The 20883-nt window shown below is 72.4% G+C and carries 19 protein-coding genes; 16 read left to right on the forward strand and 3 right to left on the reverse strand.

The window, feature by feature from the left end; genetic code table 11:
• Positions 1-18: 18 nt before the first annotated feature.
• From ACP7TJ_RS25175 to ACP7TJ_RS25190, 4 genes are all read left to right on the forward strand, one after another.
• Positions 19-630, forward strand: a complete 612-nt coding sequence (locus ACP7TJ_RS25175; protein ID WP_427765513.1) for a TetR/AcrR family transcriptional regulator — start codon at positions 19-21, stop codon at positions 628-630.
• Between the two features lie 370 nt (positions 631-1000).
• Positions 1001-1204, forward strand: coding sequence for a cold-shock protein (locus ACP7TJ_RS25180; RefSeq protein WP_093766428.1), 204 nt, complete (start codon positions 1001-1003; stop codon positions 1202-1204).
• Positions 1205-1469: 265 nt separating this feature from the next.
• A complete protein-coding gene (locus ACP7TJ_RS25185; protein WP_427765516.1) occupies positions 1470-2969 on the forward strand; it encodes a DEAD/DEAH box helicase in 1500 nt (499 codons plus the stop codon).
• A gap of 149 nt (positions 2970-3118) precedes the next feature.
• Positions 3119-4804 (forward strand): ribonuclease J, encoded by a 1686-nt coding sequence (locus ACP7TJ_RS25190; RefSeq protein ID WP_093766426.1) that lies wholly within the window; start codon positions 3119-3121, stop codon positions 4802-4804.
• Between the two features lie 122 nt (positions 4805-4926).
• Here ACP7TJ_RS25190 and ACP7TJ_RS25195 read toward each other — a convergent pair whose 3' ends face one another.
• Together ACP7TJ_RS25195 and aztA are read right to left on the reverse strand one after the other, a co-directional pair.
• A complete protein-coding gene (locus tag ACP7TJ_RS25195; RefSeq protein WP_427765520.1) occupies positions 4927-6243 on the reverse strand; it encodes a phytase in 1317 nt (438 codons plus the stop codon).
• A 155-nt stretch (positions 6244-6398) separates the two neighbouring features.
• On the reverse strand, positions 6399-7142 hold the full coding sequence (gene aztA / locus ACP7TJ_RS25200; RefSeq protein WP_427765523.1) for a zinc ABC transporter ATP-binding protein AztA: 744 nt from the start codon (positions 7140-7142) through the stop codon (positions 6399-6401).
• A 15-nt stretch (positions 7143-7157) separates the two neighbouring features.
• Between aztA and aztB the strand changes: the two genes are divergently transcribed.
• From aztB to aztD, 4 genes are all read left to right on the forward strand, one after another.
• Positions 7158-8012 carry a zinc ABC transporter permease AztB gene (gene aztB / locus ACP7TJ_RS25205; RefSeq protein ID WP_093766424.1) on the forward strand — a complete coding sequence of 285 codons (855 nt, stop codon included), beginning with the start codon at positions 7158-7160 and terminating at the stop codon, positions 8010-8012.
• Positions 8013-8033: 21 nt separating this feature from the next.
• Complete coding sequence (locus ACP7TJ_RS25210) at positions 8034-9269, forward strand: hypothetical protein (RefSeq protein ID WP_380875201.1); 1236 nt, start codon at positions 8034-8036, stop codon at positions 9267-9269.
• Entirely contained in the window at positions 9266-10243 is a 978-nt protein-coding gene (aztC, locus tag ACP7TJ_RS25215; RefSeq protein ID WP_427765528.1) for a zinc ABC transporter substrate-binding protein AztC, read from the forward strand. Before ACP7TJ_RS25210 ends, aztC begins: the two co-directional genes overlap by 4 nt.
• Before the next feature lie 87 nt (positions 10244-10330).
• Complete coding sequence (gene aztD / locus ACP7TJ_RS25220; protein WP_427765531.1) at positions 10331-11539, forward strand: zinc metallochaperone AztD; 1209 nt, start codon at positions 10331-10333, stop codon at positions 11537-11539.
• 82 nt (positions 11540-11621) lie between these two features.
• On the opposite strand, the gene ACP7TJ_RS25225 is transcribed toward aztD, so the two are convergent.
• Positions 11622-12821, reverse strand: coding sequence for a hypothetical protein (locus ACP7TJ_RS25225; protein WP_427765534.1), 1200 nt, complete (start codon positions 12819-12821; stop codon positions 11622-11624).
• Between the two features lie 83 nt (positions 12822-12904).
• On the opposite strand from ACP7TJ_RS25225, the gene ACP7TJ_RS25230 reads away from it, so the two are divergent.
• The 8 genes from ACP7TJ_RS25230 to ACP7TJ_RS25265 all read left to right on the forward strand — a co-directional run bounded on the left by ACP7TJ_RS25230 (position 12905) and on the right by ACP7TJ_RS25265 (position 20879).
• Positions 12905-13882 carry an ABC transporter substrate-binding protein gene (locus ACP7TJ_RS25230; RefSeq protein WP_427765537.1) on the forward strand — a complete coding sequence of 326 codons (978 nt, stop codon included), beginning with the start codon at positions 12905-12907 and terminating at the stop codon, positions 13880-13882.
• 104 nt (positions 13883-13986) lie between these two features.
• Positions 13987-15057, forward strand: a complete 1071-nt coding sequence (locus ACP7TJ_RS25235; protein WP_427767462.1) for a FecCD family ABC transporter permease — start codon at positions 13987-13989, stop codon at positions 15055-15057.
• A complete protein-coding gene (locus ACP7TJ_RS25240) occupies positions 15054-16061 on the forward strand; it encodes a FecCD family ABC transporter permease (protein ID WP_189910681.1) in 1008 nt (335 codons plus the stop codon). The genes ACP7TJ_RS25235 and ACP7TJ_RS25240 overlap by 4 nt, the downstream gene beginning before the upstream one ends.
• A 20-nt stretch (positions 16062-16081) precedes the next feature.
• A complete protein-coding gene (locus ACP7TJ_RS25245; protein ID WP_093766417.1) occupies positions 16082-16903 on the forward strand; it encodes an ABC transporter ATP-binding protein in 822 nt (273 codons plus the stop codon).
• A 56-nt stretch (positions 16904-16959) separates the two neighbouring features.
• The gene (amiA, locus tag ACP7TJ_RS25250; RefSeq protein WP_241270818.1) at positions 16960-17073 is read left to right on the forward strand and encodes a streptamidine family RiPP; all 114 of its coding nucleotides are present in this window, start codon (positions 16960-16962) and stop codon (positions 17071-17073) included.
• Between the two features lie 94 nt (positions 17074-17167).
• Positions 17168-18022 (forward strand): hypothetical protein, encoded by an 855-nt coding sequence (locus ACP7TJ_RS25255; protein ID WP_427765543.1) that lies wholly within the window; start codon positions 17168-17170, stop codon positions 18020-18022.
• Positions 18019-19503: a CocE/NonD family hydrolase gene (locus ACP7TJ_RS25260; protein WP_387581411.1), complete on the forward strand. Its 1485-nt coding sequence runs from the start codon at positions 18019-18021 to the stop codon at positions 19501-19503. The genes ACP7TJ_RS25255 and ACP7TJ_RS25260 overlap by 4 nt, the downstream gene beginning before the upstream one ends.
• Entirely contained in the window at positions 19500-20879 is a 1380-nt protein-coding gene (locus ACP7TJ_RS25265) for a YcaO-like family protein (RefSeq protein ID WP_427765547.1), read from the forward strand. Before ACP7TJ_RS25260 ends, ACP7TJ_RS25265 begins: the two co-directional genes overlap by 4 nt.
• The last annotated feature ends 4 nt before the right edge of the window (positions 20880-20883 follow it).

Here is a 20883-nt window from a genome sequence, read left to right on the forward strand (position 1 = left end):
AAGCGAAGGAGAGCGGGTATGGACACGCGCGAGAAGATCCTCCAGGCCGCCGCGGAGATGCTCGCCGAGGACGTGGCGGCGAAGCTGAGCGTGCGCGCGGTCGCCGCGCGCGCGGGAGTGAGCGTCGGCTCACTGAGGTTCCACTTCCCCACCCAGCGCGCCCTCCAGGACAGCTTGCTCGCGCGGATCTACGAGCACCTGCTGCCCGGCGATGCGATCCGGGACCGGACGCTGCCGCCCCGCGAGCGGCTGCTGAACTGTCTGCGGCAGGTCCTCGCACCGCTCGGCACCAGGGAGGACGCGCGGACCGCATGGGGCACGGTGTACCGGGCCTTCATCGAACCCGAGCCGACCGAAGAGGTACGTGCCGCATACCTCCGCTTCGAGCGGGAGGCGGAGCGCCGGGTCGAACACTGGCTGACCGTGCTCGAGGAGGAAGGCGCTGTGTCCCCGGGGCAGCACACCCGCAACCTCAGGTTCCTTCTCACCGTCCTCAACGGGCTCTCGGTCGAACGCGCCCTGCCCAGCGGCGAATCCGTCCTCATCGCCGAGACCGAGACGCTCAACGCCGCCGTCGACCACGTCCTCTCCACCGGCCCCGCACCACCCGCCGGACCGGCTCGGCCGTGAACCGGATCAGTCCCCTCTCCGCGCCCGTTCCCCCCAGGTGAGGGCGGCCCGGTACGCGCCACCGGCCTGATAGGCGCTCCGGCTGGGTCAATATCTGTGCCCGCGAGCTGAGATTTCAACGGAGTAAGCGGACAGATTTTCTGCCGCATTACGTGGAGTGGGGTTCTTCACCGTACTCAGGCCGCTGCGGCGTGCTACTGTCGGTGTCAGTTGCAGTTGTGGTTCCCAAAAATTCAAGTGCTCACCGGGCGGCATCTGTGCCACTGGAAGCGCCTTGTTATCCGGTTTTTCCGGACGGGGTGATCATCGCGGCGACACGGAGTCCGTGACGTGCGGACTCCGATGTACTGCCCCCAGAAGGAGAAATAGCATGGCTTCCGGTACCGTGAAGTGGTTCAACTCGGAAAAGGGCTTCGGCTTCATCGAGCAGGACGGTGGCGGCGCGGACGTGTTCGCCCACTACTCGAACATCGCCGCCCAGGGCTTCCGTGAGCTGCTGGAGGGCCAGAAGGTGACCTTCGACATCGCGCAGGGCCAGAAGGGCCCGACGGCCGAGAACATCGTTCCCGCCTGACGCCGACTGTCGCACACGTGCAGCTGGGGCCCGCGTCCTTCGGGGCGCGGGCCCCAGCTGCTCGCCATTTTGCGCCCGTAGACCTATCGCATACGGAGCGTCCTTCTGGGACGCTCCGCGCCACTCATTCCAGCGCCTGTGCCCGCACGGATTTTCCGTCGGTCACATCCGCTTTCGCTTGTCACCAGGTTCATTCTTGCAATTCTTTGTGCTGCTCATCGCTGCGGGAATTCCTTGATATGTGCCGCATCGAGGAAGGTTCCGCATGAACCGCACACGCACGAACGACCGCTCCGCCCGCACCCGTAACGGCAGTGCCGACTCCGGAAGGGGCGACAGCCGATTCGGCTCGTCGGGCAGGAGCCGCTCCGGCGGGCCGAGCCGTTCCGGCGGTCACGGCCGCCGGCCCGCCGCAGTCCAGGGGGAGTTCGCGCTGCCCAGGACGATCACTCCCGCACTTCCCCCCGTGGAGGGCTTCGCCGATCTCGACATGCCTGGGGCACTGCTGGGCGCACTGGGCTCGCAAGGCGTGACCGTGCCCTTCCCGATCCAGGCCGCGACCCTGCCGAATTCCCTCGCCGGCCGGGATGTACTGGGCCGTGGCCGCACCGGTTCCGGGAAGACCCTGGCCTTCGGGCTGGCGCTGCTGGCCCGTACGGCCGGGCAGCGCGCCGAGCCGAGGCAGCCGCTGGGGCTGATCCTCGTACCCACGCGTGAGCTGGCGCAGCAGGTCACCGACGCGCTCGCCCCGTACGCCCGCTCCGTGAAGCTGAGGCTGGCCACGGTGGTGGGCGGCATGCCCATCGGCAGGCAGGCGAGCGCGCTGCGCGGCGGCGCCGAGGTCGTCGTCGCCACGCCGGGACGCCTCAAGGACCTCATCGACCGTGGCGACTGCCGACTGAACCAGGTTTCCGTCACCGTCCTCGACGAGGCCGACCAGATGGCCGACATGGGCTTCATGCCGCAGGTCACCGACCTTCTCGACCAGGTCCGCCCCGAAGGCCAGCGCATGCTGTTCTCCGCCACCCTCGACCGCAACGTCGACCTGCTCGTGCGCCGCTACCTGACCGACCCCGTCGTGCACTCCGTCGACCCCTCGGCCGGCGCGGTCACGACGATGCACCACCACGTGCTCCATGTTCACGGCGCCGACAAGCACATGGCCACCACCCAGATCGCCGCACGGGACGGCCGGGTGATCATGTTCCTCGACACCAAGCACGCCGTCGACAACCTCACCGAGCACCTTTTGAACAGCGGGGTACGGGCCGCCGCCCTGCACGGCGGAAAGTCGCAGCCGCAGCGCACCCGCACGCTGGCGCAGTTCAAGACCGGACACGTCAACGTGCTGGTGGCGACCAATGTCGCGGCGCGCGGCATCCATGTCGACCACCTCGACCTCGTCGTCAACGTCGACCCGCCGACCGACCACAAGGACTACCTCCACCGCGGCGGCCGCACCGCCCGCGCGGGAGAGTCCGGCAGTGTCGTCACCCTGGTCCCCCCCCACCAGCGCCGCGGCATGACGCGCCTCATGGCAGCGGCCGGCATCGTCCCCCGGACCACCCAGATCCGCACCGGCGAAGAGGCCCTGCACCGCATCACCGGAGCCCAGGCCCCCTCCGGCATCCCGGTCGTCATCACCGCACCGGCGGCCGAACGCCCCAAGAAGCGCGGCGCCGCCTCACGCGGCCGGCGCCGCCCCGTCCCGGCGGCCCGCCGCGCGCCCGTGCGCGGGCAGTCCACCGCCGGTACGGCGGCATAAGGACGCTTGCCCGACCGCAGGTCGGGAGAGCGGGCTTCCGCGACGTCAGGCCCCACAGCGTGCCGGTGGGGCCTGCCCCGCCGCGTCCGGACGAAGAGATCACCCAGGCAATGGATCAACCCGCCCCACTCTCCGGGTACCGTCAGGGCATGAGTCATCCGCACCCCGAGCTGAAAGCCGCCCCGCCCCTTCCCGAAGGGGGGCTGCGGGTCGTCGCCCTGGGCGGCTTGGGCGAAATCGGCCGCAACATGACCGTCTTCGAGCACGCAGGCAAGCTGCTCATCGTCGACTGCGGCGTGCTGTTCCCCGAGGAGACCCAGCCCGGCGTGGATGTGATCCTGCCGGACTTCACCTCGATCCGGGACCGGCTGGACGATGTCGTCGCCGTCGTCCTCACGCACGGCCACGAGGACCACATCGGCGGCGTGCCCTATCTGCTGCGGGAGCGGAGGGACATCCCCGTCGTCGGCTCCAAGCTGACGCTGGCGTTCCTGGAGGCCAAGCTCAAGGAGCACGGCATCCGGCCGCGCGCGGTCCGGGTGAGGGAGGGTGACCGGCGTGGTTTTGGCCCCTTCGACTGCGAGTTCGTGGCGGTCAACCACTCCATTCCCGACAGCCTCGCGGTCGCGATCCGCACCCGGGCCGGGATGGTGCTGCACACCGGCGACTTCAAGATGGACCAGTTCCCCCTCGACGACCGCATCACCGATCTGCGCGCCTTCGCCCGCCTCGGCGAGGAGGGCGTGGACCTGTTCCTCACCGACTCCACCAACGCCGAAGTGCCCGGCTTCACCACCTCCGAGCGTGAGCTGAACCCGGCGATCGAGCAGGTGATGCGCACCGCGCCGCGCCGGGTCATCGTCTCCAGCTTCGCCAGCCATGTGCACCGCATCCAGCAGGTCCTGGACGCCGCCCACCAGTACGGCCGCAAGGTCGCCTTCGTCGGCCGGTCCATGGTCCGCAACATGGGCATCGCCCGTGATCTGGGCTATCTGAAGGTTCCCTCCGGTCTGGTCGTGAGCACGAAGGAGCTGGAGAAGCTCCCGGACCACAAGGTCACTCTGGTGTGCACCGGCTCCCAGGGCGAACCGATGGCCGCGCTGTCGCGGATGGCCAACCGCGACCACATGATCCGCATCGGCAAGGGCGACACCGTCCTGCTCGCCAGCTCCCTCATCCCCGGGAACGAGAACGCCATCTACCGGGTGATCAACGGACTCACCCGGTGGGGCGCCCACGTGGTCCACAAGGGCAACGCCAAGGTGCACGTCTCCGGGCACGCCAGCGCCGGCGAACTCGTCTACTGCTACAACATCGTCAAGCCCCGCAACGTCATGCCGGTGCACGGCGAATGGCGCCACCTGCGGGCCAACGGCGACCTCGCCATCCGTACCGGCGTCGACCCCGACCGGGTCGTCATCGCCGAGGACGGCGTCGTCGTCGACCTCGTCGACGGGCGTGTGTCCATCACCGGCAAGGTCCCCGCGGGCAACGTCTACGTGGACGGCATGGAGGTCGGTGGCGCCACCGAAGCGTCCCTCAAGGACCGCCTCACCCTCGCGGAGGAAGGCGTCGTCACGGTGGTGGCGATCGTCGACGCGGACACCGGCGCCCTCGCCGAGCCCCCCGACTTCCTGGCCCGCGGCTTCGTCCACGACGACGCCACCTTCGAACCGGTCGTCCCCGTCATCGAGAAGACCCTGGCCACCGCGGCCGAGGAAGGCGTCGGGGACGCGCGCCAACTCGAACAGCTCATCGCCCGCGCCGTGGCGAACTGGGCGTTCCGCACCCACCGCCGCAAGCCCCTCATCATCCCCGTCATCATCGACGCCTGAGCCACAGCCCGGCAGGCGTCCGGGGCGGATGGTGGTGAAAGCTCGGGGCCCGGACGCCACGACGGCGTCCGGGCCCACACGGTGCGGCGTCCTGCCGTGGGTGTGACGCCGCTCTCGACCGGTCAGTCCGCGTCGCGGGGGTCGAAGGAGTCGGTGTCGACCGTGAGCGGCTGGGGGAAGGCGCCGGCGACGGCGTCCCAGCGGACGAACTTGAAGCCGGTGCCCTCACGGTCGCCGTCGGCCGGGGTGTCCTCGCCGTCGTGCGTGACCAGCAGCCCCTTGGGGAAGGCGCGGCCGAGGGGCACGTTGACGACGGTGGAGCCGTCGGAGTGCTGCACGCCGTCGGTGGCGCCGTCGGTCACGGCGAACGAGCCGAGGTAGTCGTTGTCCCCCTCGCGTGCGTATACGGCGAAGGTGTCGTCGCCCTGGCTGGAGGCGAGGACGTATCCGGTGCCGTCCTCGGCGTGGTAGACGGTGACGCCCTCCGCGTCGGCACTCAGGTGCTCACCGCCGAAGCCGGGGTCGTCGTCCGTGTCGAGGGCGCACTCCTCCTCCTCGGCGTCGTACGTCCACGGCGTGCCGTACTCGCGGACGCGGTCGATGAGTTCGGGGTCCTCGAACTTCTCGTCGTCCAGGCCGATGCGCCACAGGCCCACCGTCTCCTGGGCGGCGTACAGGACGTGCTCCTCCAGATCGACGGCCATGCCCTCGACCTGGGGGTTCTCACCGGGATCGGCGCACGGGGACCAGTCGGTGCCGTCGGGCAGGGTGAAGGTGGAGGGGAGGTCGAGGGTGTCCTCGGTCGCGTAGGCGACGCGCCCGTCGTCGTCCTTGAGCCGGAGCAGGCGCAGGCGGGTCTCCTCACGCCGGGAGACGACCACGTAGGCGTCGTCGTCATCGCTGAAGGCCGTCAGGCCGTAGGCGGTGCGCTGGTCGTCGACCTCGGTCTCGTCGGCGGCGAAGACCGGCGCGGCGCCGGCCGCGGTGACGTCCTTCAGCGGCGGCCTGCCGGCCGCGACGGCGACCGGGTCGATGGCGTAGGCGCGGACGCGGTCGCGGCCCCGGTCGCTGACGAGGGCCAGGTCCGTCTTCTCGCCGTCCAGTTCGAAGCCGTAGACGATGTCGACGTTGTTGAACCGGCCGGGCTCGGCGTCCTCGTGCGGGGCCGGGGGAGCGGCGATGTGCTGGAGGCGGCGGCCGTCGAGTCGGTGGACGTCGAGGCCGGCCTCCTTCAGCGTGCCGATGACGATGCTGCGGCCGGGATTCCGGGGGTCGACCCACACGGCCGGGTCGTCGGCGTCGGCGTTGCCTCCTGCCGCGTCGTCGTACACCGCGGGGGTCTCCACGGTGGCCGTGACGGTCACGGGAGCCGTGGGTCCGGCGGTCAGGGTGAACGCGGTGGCCAGTGCGGTCAGGCCACTGAGAGCGAAGACGTTCACGTTGCTCCTCGGTAGGAATGCGGACGCCGTGAACGCTACGGAAGGTGCGCGAAGCGGTGGCGACGCGATCCTGAACGCAACATGACGGCGGCCGCGGACGGCACGCTCGTGCGCTCCTGCCGCGCCCGTGGGGTGGTCCCACGCTGCCGTGCTCCTCAGAGCGTTCGCCAGAGCTGTGCCAGCGCCGACGGGGTGAGGACCTGGTCCGGATGCCCCTGTCCGGCGAGGCGGCCGTCCTGGAGCAGGAGGCATGCGTCCGCGGTGCGGGCGGCCTCCAGGTCGTGCGTGGCCTGGACGACCGTCACGCCGTCGGCGACCAGGGCCGTCAGCAGTGTCCCGATCCGCTCCCTCGCCTCCGGATCCAGCCCCGTGGTCGGCTCGTCGAGGAGCAGAAGGTCCGACTCCTGTGCCAATCCCTGTGCGATGAGGGCGCGTTGACGCTGTCCACCCGACAACTCGCCCAGCTGGCGTGAGGCGAGGTCCCGGATCTCGAGCCGGTCGAGCGCCGCGTCCACGGTCGCGTGGTCCCGGCGGGTCAGCCGGCGCCACGGTCCGCGGTCACCCCAGCGCCCCATCTCCACGGTCTGCCGGACGGTGAGCGGCAGGGTGTCGCCGACGGCTCCGCGTTGCGGCACGAACGCGGGTGGCCGGTCTCCGGTGCGGTGGAGATCGCCGGATGTCGGACGGATCACACCGGCGAGCACCCCGAGCAGGGTCGACTTGCCGCTGCCGTTGGGTCCCACGAGCACCGTCGAGGCCAACTTCGGTATCCGCGCGCTGATTTCACGGAGCACGGGGCGGCCCGGGTAGCCGGCGCACAGCCCGGAGAAGTGGAGGTGAGCGGTCGGGTCCGAGGGCGGGGCGGGCGAGGGCCGTGGTTTTTTGAACATGATTTTCATTGTAGTGTCCTCGCCATGGAATGGCTGACGGCCCCCTTCGAGGCGACCTTCGTGCAACGAGCCCTGTGGGGCGGGATACTCGTGTCCGCGATCTGCGCGCCGGCGGGCACCTGGGTGGTGCTGAGGGGAATGGCCTTCCTCGGTGACGCCATGTCCCACGGGCTGCTGCCAGGGGTCGCGCTGGCCGCGCTGCTCGGCGGGAACGTGATGGTGGGGGCCGTGGCCAGCGCCGCCGTCATGACAGCCGGCGTCACCGCGCTCGGCCGGGCGCCGAGGCTGTCCCAGGACACCGGCATCGGGCTGCTGTTCGTGGGCATGCTCTCGCTCGGCGTGATCATCGTCTCGCGCTCCCAGTCCTTCGCGGTCGACCTGACCGGCTTTCTCTTCGGTGACGTCCTCGCCGTCCGGCAGCAGGACCTCCTCGTGCTCGCGGCGGCGTCGCTCGCGGCGCTGGCGGTGTCGGTCCTCGGCCATCGCGCCTTCCTGGCCCTGGCGTTCGACGAGCGCAAGGCCCACACCCTGGGCCTGCGGCCGCGCCTGGCTCACGCCGTGCTGCTCGGCCTGCTCGGTCTGGCGATCGTGGCCTCGTTCCACATCGTGGGAACGCTGCTCGTCCTCGGACTGCTCATCGCACCGCCGGCGGCCGCTCTGCCCTGGGCCCGCGGTGTGCGCGGGGTCATGGCACTCGCCGCCCTGCTCGGCGCCACCGCCACGTTCGGCGGACTGCTTCTGTCCTGGCACCTGAGCACCGCCGCGGGCGCGACCGTCGCGGCCCTCGCGGTGGGCCTGTTCTTCCTCTCGCACGTGCTGTCCGGGCTGCGGAACCGCCGTGCGCGCCACGCCCCCGCCCCCGTACTCGAAGTCAACTGAAAGAAGCCTGAGGCGCTCGTCATGACCGTCCGCAGAATCGTCACTCCCTGGGCCTCGGCCGCGCTGGCGCTCACCGCGCTGCTCGCCGCGAGCTGCGCGGGAGACAAGGACAACAACTCCAGTCCCGGGGCGAGTTCACCCTCCGCCACTCCGCACGGGTACGTCGAGGGAGCACAGGAGGCCGCCGAGCAGCAGTCCCGGCTCCTGCTGAACGACCCCGGCAGCGGAGACAGCGGGGTCCTCGACCTCGTCACCGGCACGGTGCACCGCACCGCTCAGGTGACCGGCGCCGTCCGGCTGGGAACGGACGGCAGGTTCGGCTACCTCCACACCTCCCGCGGCACCCATGTGCTCGACAGCGGCGCCTGGATGGTGGACCACGGGGACCACATCCACTACTACGGCGCGGCCGTACGGGACGTCGGCGAGCTTCCCGTGGACAGCCGGGCACAGGTGCGCAGCGACGTCGCGGTGACCGCGGTGACAGACGGGGGTGGGCGCACCGTCCTCTACGACCGGAGGAAGCTGGAGCAGGGCAGGATCGAGTCCTTGCGGACGCTGCCGGGCATCTACACGGGCGCCGTCGTGCCGTACGAGGAGCACCTGCTCGCTTTCGCGGACGAGGGCGGCACACCCCGGCTCGTCGTCCTCGACCGTGAGGGCGAGCGCGTCGCCTCCCCAAACGTGGAGTGCGAGGAGCCGCGAGGGGACGCCGTCACCCGGCGCGGCGTGATCCTGGGCTGCGCCCGCGGCGCCCTGCTCGTCCGGGCCCAGGGGGGCGCCTTCACCGCCGAGGAGATCCCCTACGGGCGGGACGTGCCGGCCAAGGAGCGGGCCACCGCCTTCCGGCACCGGCCCGGCGGCGACACCCTCACCGCCCCGGCCGGAGACGACGCCGTATGGGTCCTCGACGTCGCGGAGCGGACCTGGACCCGGGTGGAGACCGGACCGGTCGTCGCGGCCAACACGGCCGGAGAAGGCTCCCCGTTGCTCGTCCTGGAGACCGACGGCTCGCTGCACGGCTACGACATCGCGACCGGCGAGCGGACCGCGCGGACCAAGCCGCTCCTGACCGGAGGAAAGCGAGCCGGCACCGGCGGCAGCGCCCCCGTCATCGAGGTCGACCGCAGCCGCGCCTACGTCAACGACCCGGAAGGCAAGAAGGTGTTCGAGATCGACTACAACGACGGCCTGCGTATCGCCCGCTCCTTCGACCTGGACGTCAAGCCGGTCCTCATGGCGGAGACCGGACGATGAGCCGGACCGAGGCCAGGCAGCGCGCGAGGGTGGGCCTCGCACGTCTGCGCAGCCTGATCCTGGGCCTGCTGGCCCTCGCCGTGTCCGCCACCGCCACCGCCTGCACCGCCGCCGACGACCGGCCCGACATCGTCGTCACCACCGACATCCTCGGTGACGTCACCCGGGAGATCGCCGGTGACGAAGCCGACGTCACCGTCCTGATGAAGCCGGGCGCCGACCCGCACTCCTTCGGCCTCTCGGCGGTCCAGGCCGCCGAGCTGGAACAGGCCGACCTGGTCGTCCACAACGGCCTGGGCCTGGAGGAGAACGTACTGCGGCACGTGGACGCCGCCCGTGAGTCCGGCGTCGCCACCTTCGCGGCCGGCGAGGCGGCCGACCCGCTCACCTTCCGTACCGCCGAAGACGGCGGTCCCGAGGGCGAGGCGGGACGGCCCGACCCGCACTTTTGGACCGACCCGGACCGGGTGCGCAAGGTCACCGCCCTGATAGCCGATCAGGTCATCGAGCACGTCGACGGAGTGGACGCCGACGCGATACGCGCCAACGCCGACCGCTACGCCGGGCACCTCACACACCTCACCGCCTGGATGGAGAAGTCCTTCGCCCGCGTTCCGGAGGGCAGGCGGGCCTTGGTGACCAACCACCACGTGTTCGGCTACCTCGCCGACCGCTTCGGCCTCCGGGTGATCGGCGCGGTCGTCCCCAGCGGCACCACGCTGGCCTCACCCAGTTCCTCGGACCTCCGCTCACTCACCGAGGCCATGGAGAGGGCAGACGTACGCACCGTCTTCGCCGACTCCTCCCAGCCCGGACGGCTCGCCGAGGTACTGCGCACGGAAACGGGCGGCCAGGTCCGGGTCGTCGGACTCCACTCGGAATCGCTGACCGCCAAGGGCGAGGGCGCCGACACCTACCTGCGGATGATGCGCGCCAACACCACCGCCATGGTCGACGGCCTGACCGGCGCCTGACCCGCGGCGTCCCCTGTCCGCCGGCACACGGGCCGGCGCCGTCACACCCCACCGCCGCCACCGGGCGGCACGGAAAGGAACACACAGATGAACACGTCGATACGCGGCAGAGCCCTCATGGGAGCGGCGCTCGCCCTGGCGGCCTCCACGGTTCTGACCGCCTGTGGAGGGGGAGACTCCTCCTCCGCCGACGCCCACGCCAAGGCCGGCGGGACCGCGAGCGCCGCGCCCGCGGCAGCGGTCAGGAACCCGCTGGTCGCCACCTTCGACGGCGGCCTCTACATCCTGGACGGGGAGAGCCTGAAGCTCGCCAGCACCATCGAGCTCCCCGGCTTCAACCGGGTCAACCCCGCGGGCGACGAGGACCATGTCATCGTGTCCACCGCCGACGGCTTCCGCGTCCTGAACGCCACCGGCCAGACCCTCACCGACATCGAGTACAAGGGCGCCAAGCCCGGCCACGTCGTACGCCACGCGGGCAGGACCGTGCTGTTCACCGACGGCACCGGAGAGGTCAACGTCTTCGACCCCGCCGACCTGAGCAGCGGCAGGAAGCCGGAAGGCCGCACCTACACCTCCGCCGAGGCGCACCACGGTGTCGCCATCGAACTGGCCAACGGCGAACTCCTCACCACCCTGGGCACCGAGGAGAAGCGCACCGGCGCGCTGGTGCTGGACAAGAACGACAAGGAGATCGCACGGAACGAGAACTGCCCCGGCGTCCACGGCGAGGCGGCAGCCAGGAACGAAGCCGTCGCCGTCGGCTGCGAGGACGGCATCCTGATCTACAAGGACGGCACGTTCACCAAGATCGACGCCCCCGACGACTACGGCCGCATCGGCAACCAGGCCGGCAGCGACACCTCACCGGTCCTCCTGGGCGACTACAAGACCGACCCCGAGGCCGAGCTGGAACGGCCCACCCGCGTCTCCCTCATCGACACCGAGACGAAGAAGCTGCGCCTGGTGGACCTGGGCACCAGTTACTCCTTCCGCTCACTGGCCCGCGGCCCGCACGGCGAGGCCCTGGTCCTCGGCACCGACGGCGCCCTCCACGTCATCGACCAGGACACCGGCAGGATCGAGCGGAAGATCCCCGTCGTGGGCGAGTGGCAGGAGCCGCTGGACTGGCAGCAGGCCCGGCCCACCCTGTTCGTCCGCGACCACACCGCGTACGTCTCCGACCCCGGCAAGAAGGCCCTGCACGCCGTCGACCTGGAGACGGGGAAGAAGACCGCCTCCGTCACCCTGCCGGAGAGCACCAACGAACTGTCGGGCGTCGTCGCCGGACACTGACCCCCGCAACGTGCCCTCGCCACAACGGTTCCGAAGCCGCGGTGGCGAGGGCACACCGCGACGCGTCGGCCCACACGGCCCGTCAGCGGCCCACGGGGTCACCGTCGGCACCGTCGTTCCGGACGCGCAGTACCAGGTGGCCGCCGTGATGCAGCGGTGTGCTCAGTCGCGGACGTGCCGCCTCCTGGCCGGTCTCCGCGTCGACGATGTGCACCTCGCCGTGGCCGCCCCGGGTGACGGCGATCCAGTCGGAGCCGGGTGAGGCGGCCACCGCTCGGCGCTGGACGCCCTCCCAGGGGGTGCCACCACGACGTGGGGCACCGTCCATACCGGGCAGGGGAAAGCGGCGGGCGGCGCCGTCGGCGTCGAGCAGGATCAGCTCGTCGCCGTCGGGATGGATGCGGGAGAAGGCGGTGTGGCGCCGGGCGAGGGCCAGCCGGAAGACGAGCCCGGGACCGAGTTCCGTGAGCAGCGTGCGGCCGGTTCCCAGCTCGTGGCGCCATGCCTGGTTGCTCCACTCCGGCCAGCGCAGCGGGTCCGGGTCGCCGCCGCGCAGCGTGGTCCACAGGGCCTGCCGCCGGGTGTCGAACCGCAGGTACCAGCCCCGCGCGGACGATCCCCACGGAACGACCGCCTCGGTGGTGAGCGCGTCACCCGTCCTGCGGGCCCGGTGCACTCCCTGGCCCGTGGCCGCGAACACCAGCTCCGGACCCGGCACGTACGCGTCCCCGTGCCCGTCGTCCGGCAACGCCAGGACGGCGTGAGGGACGACCCGGGGGCAGCCCGGCGGCGCCCCGAGGAGGTCCGCGAACCGGTGGACGGCCAGCGCACCGGGTTCCCGGTGCCGCAGTACGACGAGCGGGTCGCCCCCGCCCAGCACCGTCACGCCCGGTTCGCCGGCACGGGTGCGCACGCGCGCGGCCTCCCCGGTGGCCAGGTCGACGACTGTGAGCAGGTCCGACCACGGTTCGCTGTTCTTGCCGAGGCCGGTGGTGACGGCCAGTCGGCGGCCGGACGGGTCACAGGCGAGGTGCTCGGCCGGCACGGCGACCGGGACCGTGCGTTCCACGAGTTGCTCGGCGAAGGGATCGAGCACCAGGAGTTCGCCCCGACGGTCGTCGACGCAGGCCACCCGCCCTCCCGGCAGTGCCAGGAAACCGGCGTGCTCGGAGAGGTGACGGCCGGTCAGACGTCCCGCGACGGCACCGTCCGGAACGGTCAACAGGTGTACGGCTCCGGCCACATGGTCGGAGACGAGCAGGACGGGGGTGGCAGCGGGCATGAGTCCTCCAGAAGCGTTTTGATGAAAACGATTATCATGTATCTTCAGTGCGTTCCCGGTATCTGAAAGAAGCGAGGGCATCGATGCTGCGCTCACCGTCGAGATTCGTCCGCAACTGGCTCACCGCAGCGGCGGTGGGTTCCCTCCTGGTCGGCTGCGGCTCGTCCTCCGAGGAGTCCGCGAACGACAAGGCCAGGCCCGCGGCGAAGACGGAGGTGACCGTCGAACCCATCAAGGCGTCGACGGAGTTGACCGACACCAACGGCGTCAAGGTCTCCTTGGAGAAGAAGCCCGAGCGGATCGTCTGCCTGTTCGCCCTGTGCGACGACATCCTGACCGAACTGGGCATCGTCCCGACCGCCACCAACAGCGCGGTGCTCGCCCACCCGGACTTCCTGGGGGAGGAGAAGGCCAAGGAGGTCGACATCATCCCCGGCGGCTTCATCGCCCCGGAGGTGGAGGCGATCCTCTCCCACAAGCCCGACCTCGTCATCGGCCTCGGGGACACCCACGGCAAGCTCGCCCCGGCGCTGAAGGGAGCGACCACGTTCTGGGCCATGCAGCCCGAGACGTGGCAGGACAGCGTGGGCTACCTGCGCGACACCGCGGCGCTCACCGGCCGCACCGCCCAGGGGGAGAGGGCGGAGAGGGCCTTCCGGGTCAAGCTCGCCGCAGCCGAGAAGACCCCGAGTGACAGGACCGCGCTCATCATCTACGGCAGTGACGAGAACTTCGGCGTCGCGACGCCCGAAGGGGACGTGGCCGCCAGCCTGTTCCCCAAGATCGCCGACTACCCGTGGAAGTCCCGTGGCGTGGAGGGCAGTTACAGTCTCGAGGAGATCCTCGCCAAGGACGTCGACGTGTTGTTCGTCGAGACGCTGAGCTTCGGCGACGCGGAGGGCAAGCTGTCCGAGAAGCTCGCCGCGAACCCGCTCTGGAGCAAGATTCCGGCGGTGCGGAACGGTGACGTCCACGAGGTGAACTCAGAGGTGTGGGCCAAGGGGCGCGGCACCCGTTCGCTGGGCATCGTGCTCGACGAGGCCACGGCCGCGCTGCGGTGAGGACGTCCCTTCCCGTGCCCGCCGTGGCCGATCGCGCCGCGGCGGGCGGAGAGCGGCCGTCGCGCGGTGCGCGCAGGTGGCAACCGCTGGTGGTGGCCGTGCTGCTGGCGGTCTCCTCGGTCTGCGCGCTCAGCCTCGGCACCCCCTACGTCCCCCCGCACCGGCTGGTCGCCGCCGTCCTGGAGGGGGACACCACCCTCGCCGGGATCGTCGTGAGTGAACTCCGCGTGCCCCGGCTGCTGCTGGCGTCGGTCGCCGGGGCCTGTCTGGGGGCGGCCGGACTGGTGCTCCAGGAGGCGCTGCGCAATCCGCTGGCGGTGCCGGAGATGCTGGGTGTGTCGTCCGGGGCCGCGCTGGGGGTGGCCGCGCCGCTGGTGCTGGCCTTCTCGCTGCCCGCCGCCGTCCAGCCGCTGTTGGCCATCGGCGGGGCCGCCCTGGGGGGCGGGCTCACGTTGCTGGTCGCCGGGATCGGCCGAAGTCCGTCCGCCGTGCTGCTGACCGGCGCGGCGGTGGCGGCCGCGTTGCAGGCTGCCCTGCTCGTGCTGATGGTCATGGCCGACCAGTTGGACCTCCAGCTGATCTACCGCTACCTGCTCGGTTCCCTCTCCGCCCGGACGTGGGACGACGTGACGGGCCTGTGGCCGTGGCTGCTCGTCGCGGCGCCCGCGCTCGTGCTGTGCGCGCCGGTGCTGTCCGTGCTGCGGCTGGGCGACGAGGACGCGGAGGCGCTCGGTGTGCGGGCTCAGCGCGCCCGGCTGGCGGCGCTGGCCATCGCCGTGGTGCTGATCGCTCCGGTGACGGCCGTGTGCGGGCCCGTCGCCTGGGTGGGTTTCCTCGCCCCGCATCTGAGCCGCTGGTTCGCTCCCGCGGCGGGAGCGGTGCGCTGGCTCCCCTGGTCGGCGGCCTGGGGCGCCGCCGTCGTGGTGGTCGCCGATGTCCCGGCCCGGCTGGCGTTGGCGCCCGTGGAGACGCCGGCCGGCGCGTGGACGGCCCTGCTGGGCGTGCCGGCCGGCGTCGCGCTGATGCGGTCGGGCGGCCGTCGCGGGGCAGCGGCCCGGCGCACCACGGCCGCACCTCCCGCCGGGGCGGCGCAGCCCGTTCACCGGGGCGGACCCGGGCCCGGCGGTCCGCCCTCGCCGCCTCTCGGGACGACCGGACCGGAGGGCGTACGGTGACCCGGCGTTTCACGGCTCTCGCGGCGCTGGCCGTCGTGTGCGCCGCCGTGGAGGTGGTGGCGGGGCGCGGTATGTCCCCGGGGGTGGTCTGGGAGGTCCTCAACGGTGGCGGTGACGCGACGGAGCGCCACATCGTGTTCCAACTCCGTCTGCCGAGGCTGCTGGTGGCCCTCGGCGCGGGCGCCTGCCTGGCCGTGGCCGGGTTGGTCCTGCAGTCGGCGCTGCGCAACCCCCTCGCCGGGCCGGAGGTGACGGGCGTGACCCCGGGGGCGGTCCTCGGCGCGGTCACCGCGACCGCGCTGGGGCTCGCCGGGTGGGACGCGCCGCTGGCCGTGGTCCTCGCCGCGTGCGCGGGCGGATGTGCCGGAGCGGCGCTGCTGTGGCTGCTCGCCGGCCGCGGTCGCGGTGATCCCGCGCAGACTGCCGTGCACGGGGTGCTGGTGTCGGCGGTGCTCGGCGGGCTCACCGCCATGGTGCTGCTCGTGGAGCCGGGTGAGCTCGGCAGCGTCGTGCAGTGGCTGGTGGGCACCACGGAGGGCCGGGTGTGGGAGCACTGGCACCTGCTGTGGCCGTGGGCGCTCGTCTGGGGGGTCGCTGCCTGGTTGCTGGCGGGGCCGTTGACCCTGCTGCGCTGCGGGGACGACATCGCCCTCGCCGCCGGTCTCTCCGCTCGCCGGGCCCGGACCCTGGCCCTGCTGTGCGCGGTGGCCCTGACCGCCGGCGCCGTGGCCGCCGTCGGCGCGCTGGGCTTCATCGGGTTGCTCGTGCCGCATCTGGCCGTGGCCGTCTTCGGTGCGGACCTGCGCCGGAGCCTTCCCGGTGCCGCTCTGACAGGCGCGGTGGTGGTGTGCGGGGCCGACGCGGCGGCGCAGTTGTCCTCGCGGCTGCTGGCGACGGCGCTGGACTCCGGGCGGCTCACGCTGCCGGTCGGGGCGCTCACCGCCTGTCTCGGCGCCGCGCTGCTGCTGCTCGTGGTGCGCCGCACACCGAGCCGTACGTTCTGACGTCGAAGTGAGGACAGAGCATGACCGAGTCCGTGGGGATCCATGTCGAGGGGGTCCACTTCGGCTACCCCGGACGGCCCGTGCTGCGGGGCGTCGACCTGACCGTCCGGCCGGGCGAACTGACCGCCCTGATCGGCCTGAACGGCTGCGGGAAGTCGACCCTGCTGCGGCTGGCCGCCGGGCTGCTGCACCCCGACGAAGGGCGGGTGCTGCTCGGCGAGGACGACGTCGCGCGGCTCTCGAGGCGCGCCACGGCCCGGCGGGTGGCCCTGCTGCACCAGTCGGCCCCGGCCGTGCCGGGTATGACGGTGCGTCACCTCGTCCGTCAGGGGCGGTACGCGGCACGTGGCCCGCTGGGCATGCTGCGCGAGGGCGACGACCCCGTCGTGCGCCGGGCGCTGCGCGACGTCGGGGTGGAGGACTGGGCCGACCGTGACGTCGACGCGCTGTCCGGCGGCGAGCGGCAGCGTGTCCGGCTCGCGATGGCGCTCGCGCAGGACACCCGGGTCCTGCTGCTCGACGAGCCGACCACGTACCTGGATCTGCACCACCAGCTCGACGTGCTGCAGACCGTGGTGCGTCTGCGCGAGGAACGCGGGCTCACGGTGGTGATGGTGCTGCACGACCTGGCCCACGCGGCCCGTTTCGCCGAGCGGATCGTCGCCCTGCGGGAGGGCCGTGTGGTGGCCGACGGAGCGCCGAAGCAGGTCGTCACGCCGGGGTTGCTGGCGGAGGTGCTGCAGGTGGCGGGCCGGGTCGGTGAGGATCCGGAAGGGGGGTGGCCTGTGTGTTACCCAGATCACCCTATCGCGGCTCTAGAATATGAAAATCAGATTCATTAGGGTGGGTCGTGGCGCTCAACCGAACGCCGCATCTCCCTGCTGATGAAGGAGAGTTCATGGACAACGAGCAGGTCTTCGCGCCGATCGCCGACCCGGGTCAGCTGGCTCACGACTCGGCTTCTCACTCCAACGCGCTCGTCGAGAACCCCTTCGAGGACACCGAGGAGTAAGCGAGGGTCCGGCCACCCTCGACCGTGGGCCCGCCCGATGCACCTTCCGGGCGGGCCCACGCCCGTCCCAGGTCCCGTCGACAGGAGGAACGCCGTGTCCCGTAACCGACTCGTCCCCGGTGTCGAGGTCGTCCCCGTGCCCGGGCGAGGGCTTGCCGTCCGCACCCCCGAGGGGGAGTTCTTGAGCGTCAGGACAGGAGACGCCGACGAGGACGCCCTGCTCTCCCTGCTCTCCGGGGGAACCACAGCCCTGGTGGACGAAGGACTGGACCGCGTGGTCCGGGCGTTCGAAGAAGCCGGTTATCTGGCGGAAGGGCCATCGGGCCCGGAGTGGCCCGCCGCGCACGGGGACGTCAGGATCCTCGGCGACCCGGTACTGACCGAACCGCTCGCCGGACAACTGGCCGCCCTGGGCGCGCGGCCCCGTACGACGCCGGCCGTCACCGCCTCAGGCAGCTCGCCGGCGGGCATCGAGGACCTGCTCGACGGAAACCCCTGCGCGGTCGTGTGGTGCCTGGACGGACCCGTGCCGGACGGCCTGTGGGATGCCGCCGACCGGCTGCCGGAGCACGGCGTCGCGTGGCTGCGCTGCCACCGCGAGGGCTGGCAGGCGTACGTTGAGCCGATGGCCGTCGCTCCCGGGGACGTCACCTCGGCGCACGTCCGGTCCCGTCGGCTCGCCGCCACACCCGCACACCGCGAACTGGCCGCGTACTGGAGCGGACCGCGCACCTCCGGCGCCCCGGTCCGGCTCGCCCCGCCCGCCGCCACGCTGCTCGCGGCGCTGCTCGCCGACGACCTCCGCCGATGGGCCACCGGCGCCTCCGACCCGGGGGGACTCCCGGCACGGCGCCGACTGCGACGGGTGGACCTGCGCACGCTGACCGTCACCGAGCACCCCGTGCTGCCGGTGCCCGACGTCGCGCCGACGCCGAAGAAGGACGGATGACGGCCTTCAGCACGGCCGCCGTGGGGGAACTCGCCACCGACGTACGACTCCCGGCGGGTGACGGCCCTTTCCCGGCCGTCCTGCTGCGCACCCCCTACGACCGGGCCCGGCACGAGGCCGAGGCGCGTGGCTGGGCCCGCCGCGGGTTCGCCGCCGTCGTCCAGGACGTGCGGGGGCGGTTCGCGTCGCCGGGGGAGTGGCACCCGTACGCGTACGAGACCGCGGACGGAACAGCGGCCGTCCGCTGGATCCGGCAACAGCCGTGGAGCGACGGGCGACTGGTGGCCGCCGGCGCCTCCTACGCCGCCCACTGCGCCCTCGTCCTCGCCCTCGACGCGCCCGGGGACGCCCGGCCGGATGCCGTCATCGCGGCCGTGCCCGCCCTCGGCCCGGCGGAGACGGCCCGCGAGGCGTCCGGCGTGGAACGGCTGCTCTCCCGCGCCGGGTGGTGGGCCGCCCACGGCGACCGGCGCGACTCCGACGAACGCGCGCTGGACAAGGCCCTGGCCCAGGACCCCGGCCTGCTCGCCCACCTGCCGTTGACCGCCCTGCCCGAGCGGCTGGGACGCGCACTGCCCTCGTGGGCGGGGCTGTGGCGCCGGCCCGACCGCGGGCACCTCGTGGCGCGGGCGGCGTACGCCGGACCGCCCCTGCTCGCGGTGGGCGGCCACCACGACCACTTCACCGAGGAGACCGTCGCTCTGTGGCACGCCTGGGGCGGATCCTCGGCGCGTCTGCTGCTCGGCCCCTGGGGGCACCCTCTGACCGCTGCTCCGGGGCCGGACGCGGGACCCGCCCACCGGCTCAACCTCGGCGAACTGTACGTGCGCTGGGCCCGCCGCGCCCTGACCGGCGACCTCGCCCCCGGCCACCACGGCGCACTCGCGCTGGGCGGCGCCGACCTATGGCTGCCCGCCGGCGCCGAGGGAGAACCGCGCGCCCACCGCACGCACCTCGTGCACGGCTCCGCCTTCACCGCCGACCCCGCCCGGCCCGTTCGCTCCGACCACCTGACCGTCCCCGCGGACGGCCCGCCCGACCGCTGCCTGCTGGTCACCCCGCCGTCGCCGCGTCCGCTCGACCTCGTCGGCCCCGTCAGTGTGCGGCTGCGGGCCACCGCCCACACACCGTCCGCCGACTGGGCCGCCAGGCTCGTCGCGCTCCCACCGGACGGAACCGCCGAGCGGCTCGCCGTCGGTGTCGTCCGGCGTGCCGAACCGGTCGGCCGGGAGGCCGCCTTCACCGTCGGACTCGGCCGGCTCGCACGCCGGCTCCGGACCGGTACCCGGTTGCGCCTGGAGATCGCCGGACACCACTTCCCGGCCCACGCCCGCAACCCCCACACCGGGGACGACCCGATCACGGCGGAACGGCTGCTCGTCTCCCGGCGGGAGGTCGACCCGGACAGCGTGGTGCTGAACCTGCCCGTCCTCCCGTCCCGTCCCGCCCCCACCGATCCTGCCGAGGAGATCCTGCGATGACGGCTCTGCCGCTGGAAGCGCTCGTCGACCCCGTCTGCGGAATCGTCCGCAAGGTCAAGCCCGTCGAGCACCCCGCGGGCGCCCCGCCCCGCTACACCGCGCTCACGGCCGAGGTGTCCGACGCCCGCAGACTCGGGCTGTGGCCCGCCGACCGGGTCTCCCTCGGCACCACCTTCGGCGACCCCGAGCAGGCCCGCGTCGCCGCGATAGCCGAGGGAGTGGAGCGCTACTGCGGCAACCGTGTGCCGCCGCCCGGCCATCCGGACGCACCCCTGCGCGCCACCGCCGCCGAACTGGCGGACAAGGGCCTGCGCCTGTACGGGCCGGCCGATCTGCCCGCCTACGCACCCTGGCAGTACGCCCGCGTGGGCTTCCCCTACCGCCCGTTCACCGCCGACACCCCCGCGCTGTGGACACGGGGAACCGAACGACTGCTCGACGGGACCGCTGTCGAGGTCTGGGCACCCGTCTCGCTCACCCACCTCAACTGGCGCCAGGGCGGCCTGCGCGCACTGCCCCGTACCCACCACCTCAACTACGCCGGCATCGCCGCCGGACAGGGCCTCGACGACGCGATCGAGCGCGGCCTGCTGGAGATCGTCGAACGCGACGCCCTGGAACTGTGGTGGCACCTGGACGGCCCGGCCCGGGGCATCGACCCGGCGAGCGTGCCCGGCCTCGCCGACGACCTCGCCGGTTCCGCGCTCGAGGTCCATATCGTGGAGATGCGCTCGGAGTTCGCCCCCTGTATGGCCGCGCTCGTCCACGACCCGCGCCTCGGCCTGTACGCCGCCGGGTTCGCCTGCAAGTACGACCCGGCCGACGCCGCCCGCAAGGCTGTCCTCGAAGCCGTTCACACCTGGGTCTTCACCCAGGGGCTGACCGGCCCCGACGGCTGGGTGTTCCAGGCCGTCGAGGCCGGGCTGCTCGCCCGCGGGCTCTACCTGGACCACCGGGCCGACGGCCGCTACCTCGACGTGTGCGGCGAGCAGTTCGAGCACGTGCGGGACCTGGGAGCACACGTGCAGGTGTGGCTCGACGAACGGATGGCGGCCGAGGCCCGGAGGTTCACCGAGCCCGCGCTCGGGACGGTGTCCGTCGCCGAGGTCGAGCCGGGCAGCCGGGAGCGCCTGAGGAGCGCGCTGCGCGGCGGCGGCCACCGCGTCATGACCTTCGATCTCACCACCGAGGACGTGGCGGAGACCGCGTTGCGCGTCGCGCGGGTCCTCGTCTCCGGACTGCTGCCCAACGCGCCTGCGGCCTTCGGGTACTTCGGCTGCCCGCGCCTCGCCGAGGCCGCCGTCGCGCGCGGCTGGCGCACCACCGCGCCGAGCGCGCCGCGGGACTTCACGCTGGCACCTCCGCCGCACATGTGAGGGC

Source organism: Streptomyces sp. DSM 41931, from assembly GCF_050271085.1.
Classification (GTDB): Bacteria; Actinomycetota; Actinomycetes; order Streptomycetales; family Streptomycetaceae; genus Streptomyces; species Streptomyces albogriseolus.

Bases quoted from the DNA above. Each gene is read 5' to 3' on its own strand.
- ACP7TJ_RS25260 (WP_387581411.1), top strand. From the start codon at position 18,019: ATGACGGCCTTCAGCACGGCCGCCGTGGGGGAACTCGCCACCGACGTA.
- aztD (WP_427765531.1), top strand. From the start codon at position 10,331: ATGAACACGTCGATACGCGGCAGAGCCCTCATGGGAGCGGCGCTCGCC.
- ACP7TJ_RS25245 (WP_093766417.1), top strand. From the start codon at position 16,082: ATGACCGAGTCCGTGGGGATCCATGTCGAGGGGGTCCACTTCGGCTAC.
- ACP7TJ_RS25190 (WP_093766426.1), top strand. From the start codon at position 3,119: ATGAGTCATCCGCACCCCGAGCTGAAAGCCGCCCCGCCCCTTCCCGAA.
- aztC (WP_427765528.1), top strand. From the start codon at position 9,266: ATGAGCCGGACCGAGGCCAGGCAGCGCGCGAGGGTGGGCCTCGCACGT.
- ACP7TJ_RS25210 (WP_380875201.1), top strand. From the start codon at position 8,034: ATGACCGTCCGCAGAATCGTCACTCCCTGGGCCTCGGCCGCGCTGGCG.
- ACP7TJ_RS25180 (WP_093766428.1), top strand. From the start codon at position 1,001: ATGGCTTCCGGTACCGTGAAGTGGTTCAACTCGGAAAAGGGCTTCGGC.
- amiA (WP_241270818.1), top strand. From the start codon at position 16,960: ATGGACAACGAGCAGGTCTTCGCGCCGATCGCCGACCCGGGTCAGCTG.
- ACP7TJ_RS25175 (WP_427765513.1), top strand. From the start codon at position 19: ATGGACACGCGCGAGAAGATCCTCCAGGCCGCCGCGGAGATGCTCGCC.
- ACP7TJ_RS25265 (WP_427765547.1), top strand. From the start codon at position 19,500: ATGACGGCTCTGCCGCTGGAAGCGCTCGTCGACCCCGTCTGCGGAATC.
- ACP7TJ_RS25185 (WP_427765516.1), top strand. From the start codon at position 1,470: ATGAACCGCACACGCACGAACGACCGCTCCGCCCGCACCCGTAACGGC.
- ACP7TJ_RS25230 (WP_427765537.1), top strand. From the start codon at position 12,905: ATGCTGCGCTCACCGTCGAGATTCGTCCGCAACTGGCTCACCGCAGCG.
- aztB (WP_093766424.1), top strand. From the start codon at position 7,158: ATGGAATGGCTGACGGCCCCCTTCGAGGCGACCTTCGTGCAACGAGCC.
- aztA (WP_427765523.1), bottom strand. From the start codon at position 7,142: ATGAAAATCATGTTCAAAAAACCACGGCCCTCGCCCGCCCCGCCCTCG.
- ACP7TJ_RS25225 (WP_427765534.1), bottom strand. From the start codon at position 12,821: ATGCCCGCTGCCACCCCCGTCCTGCTCGTCTCCGACCATGTGGCCGGA.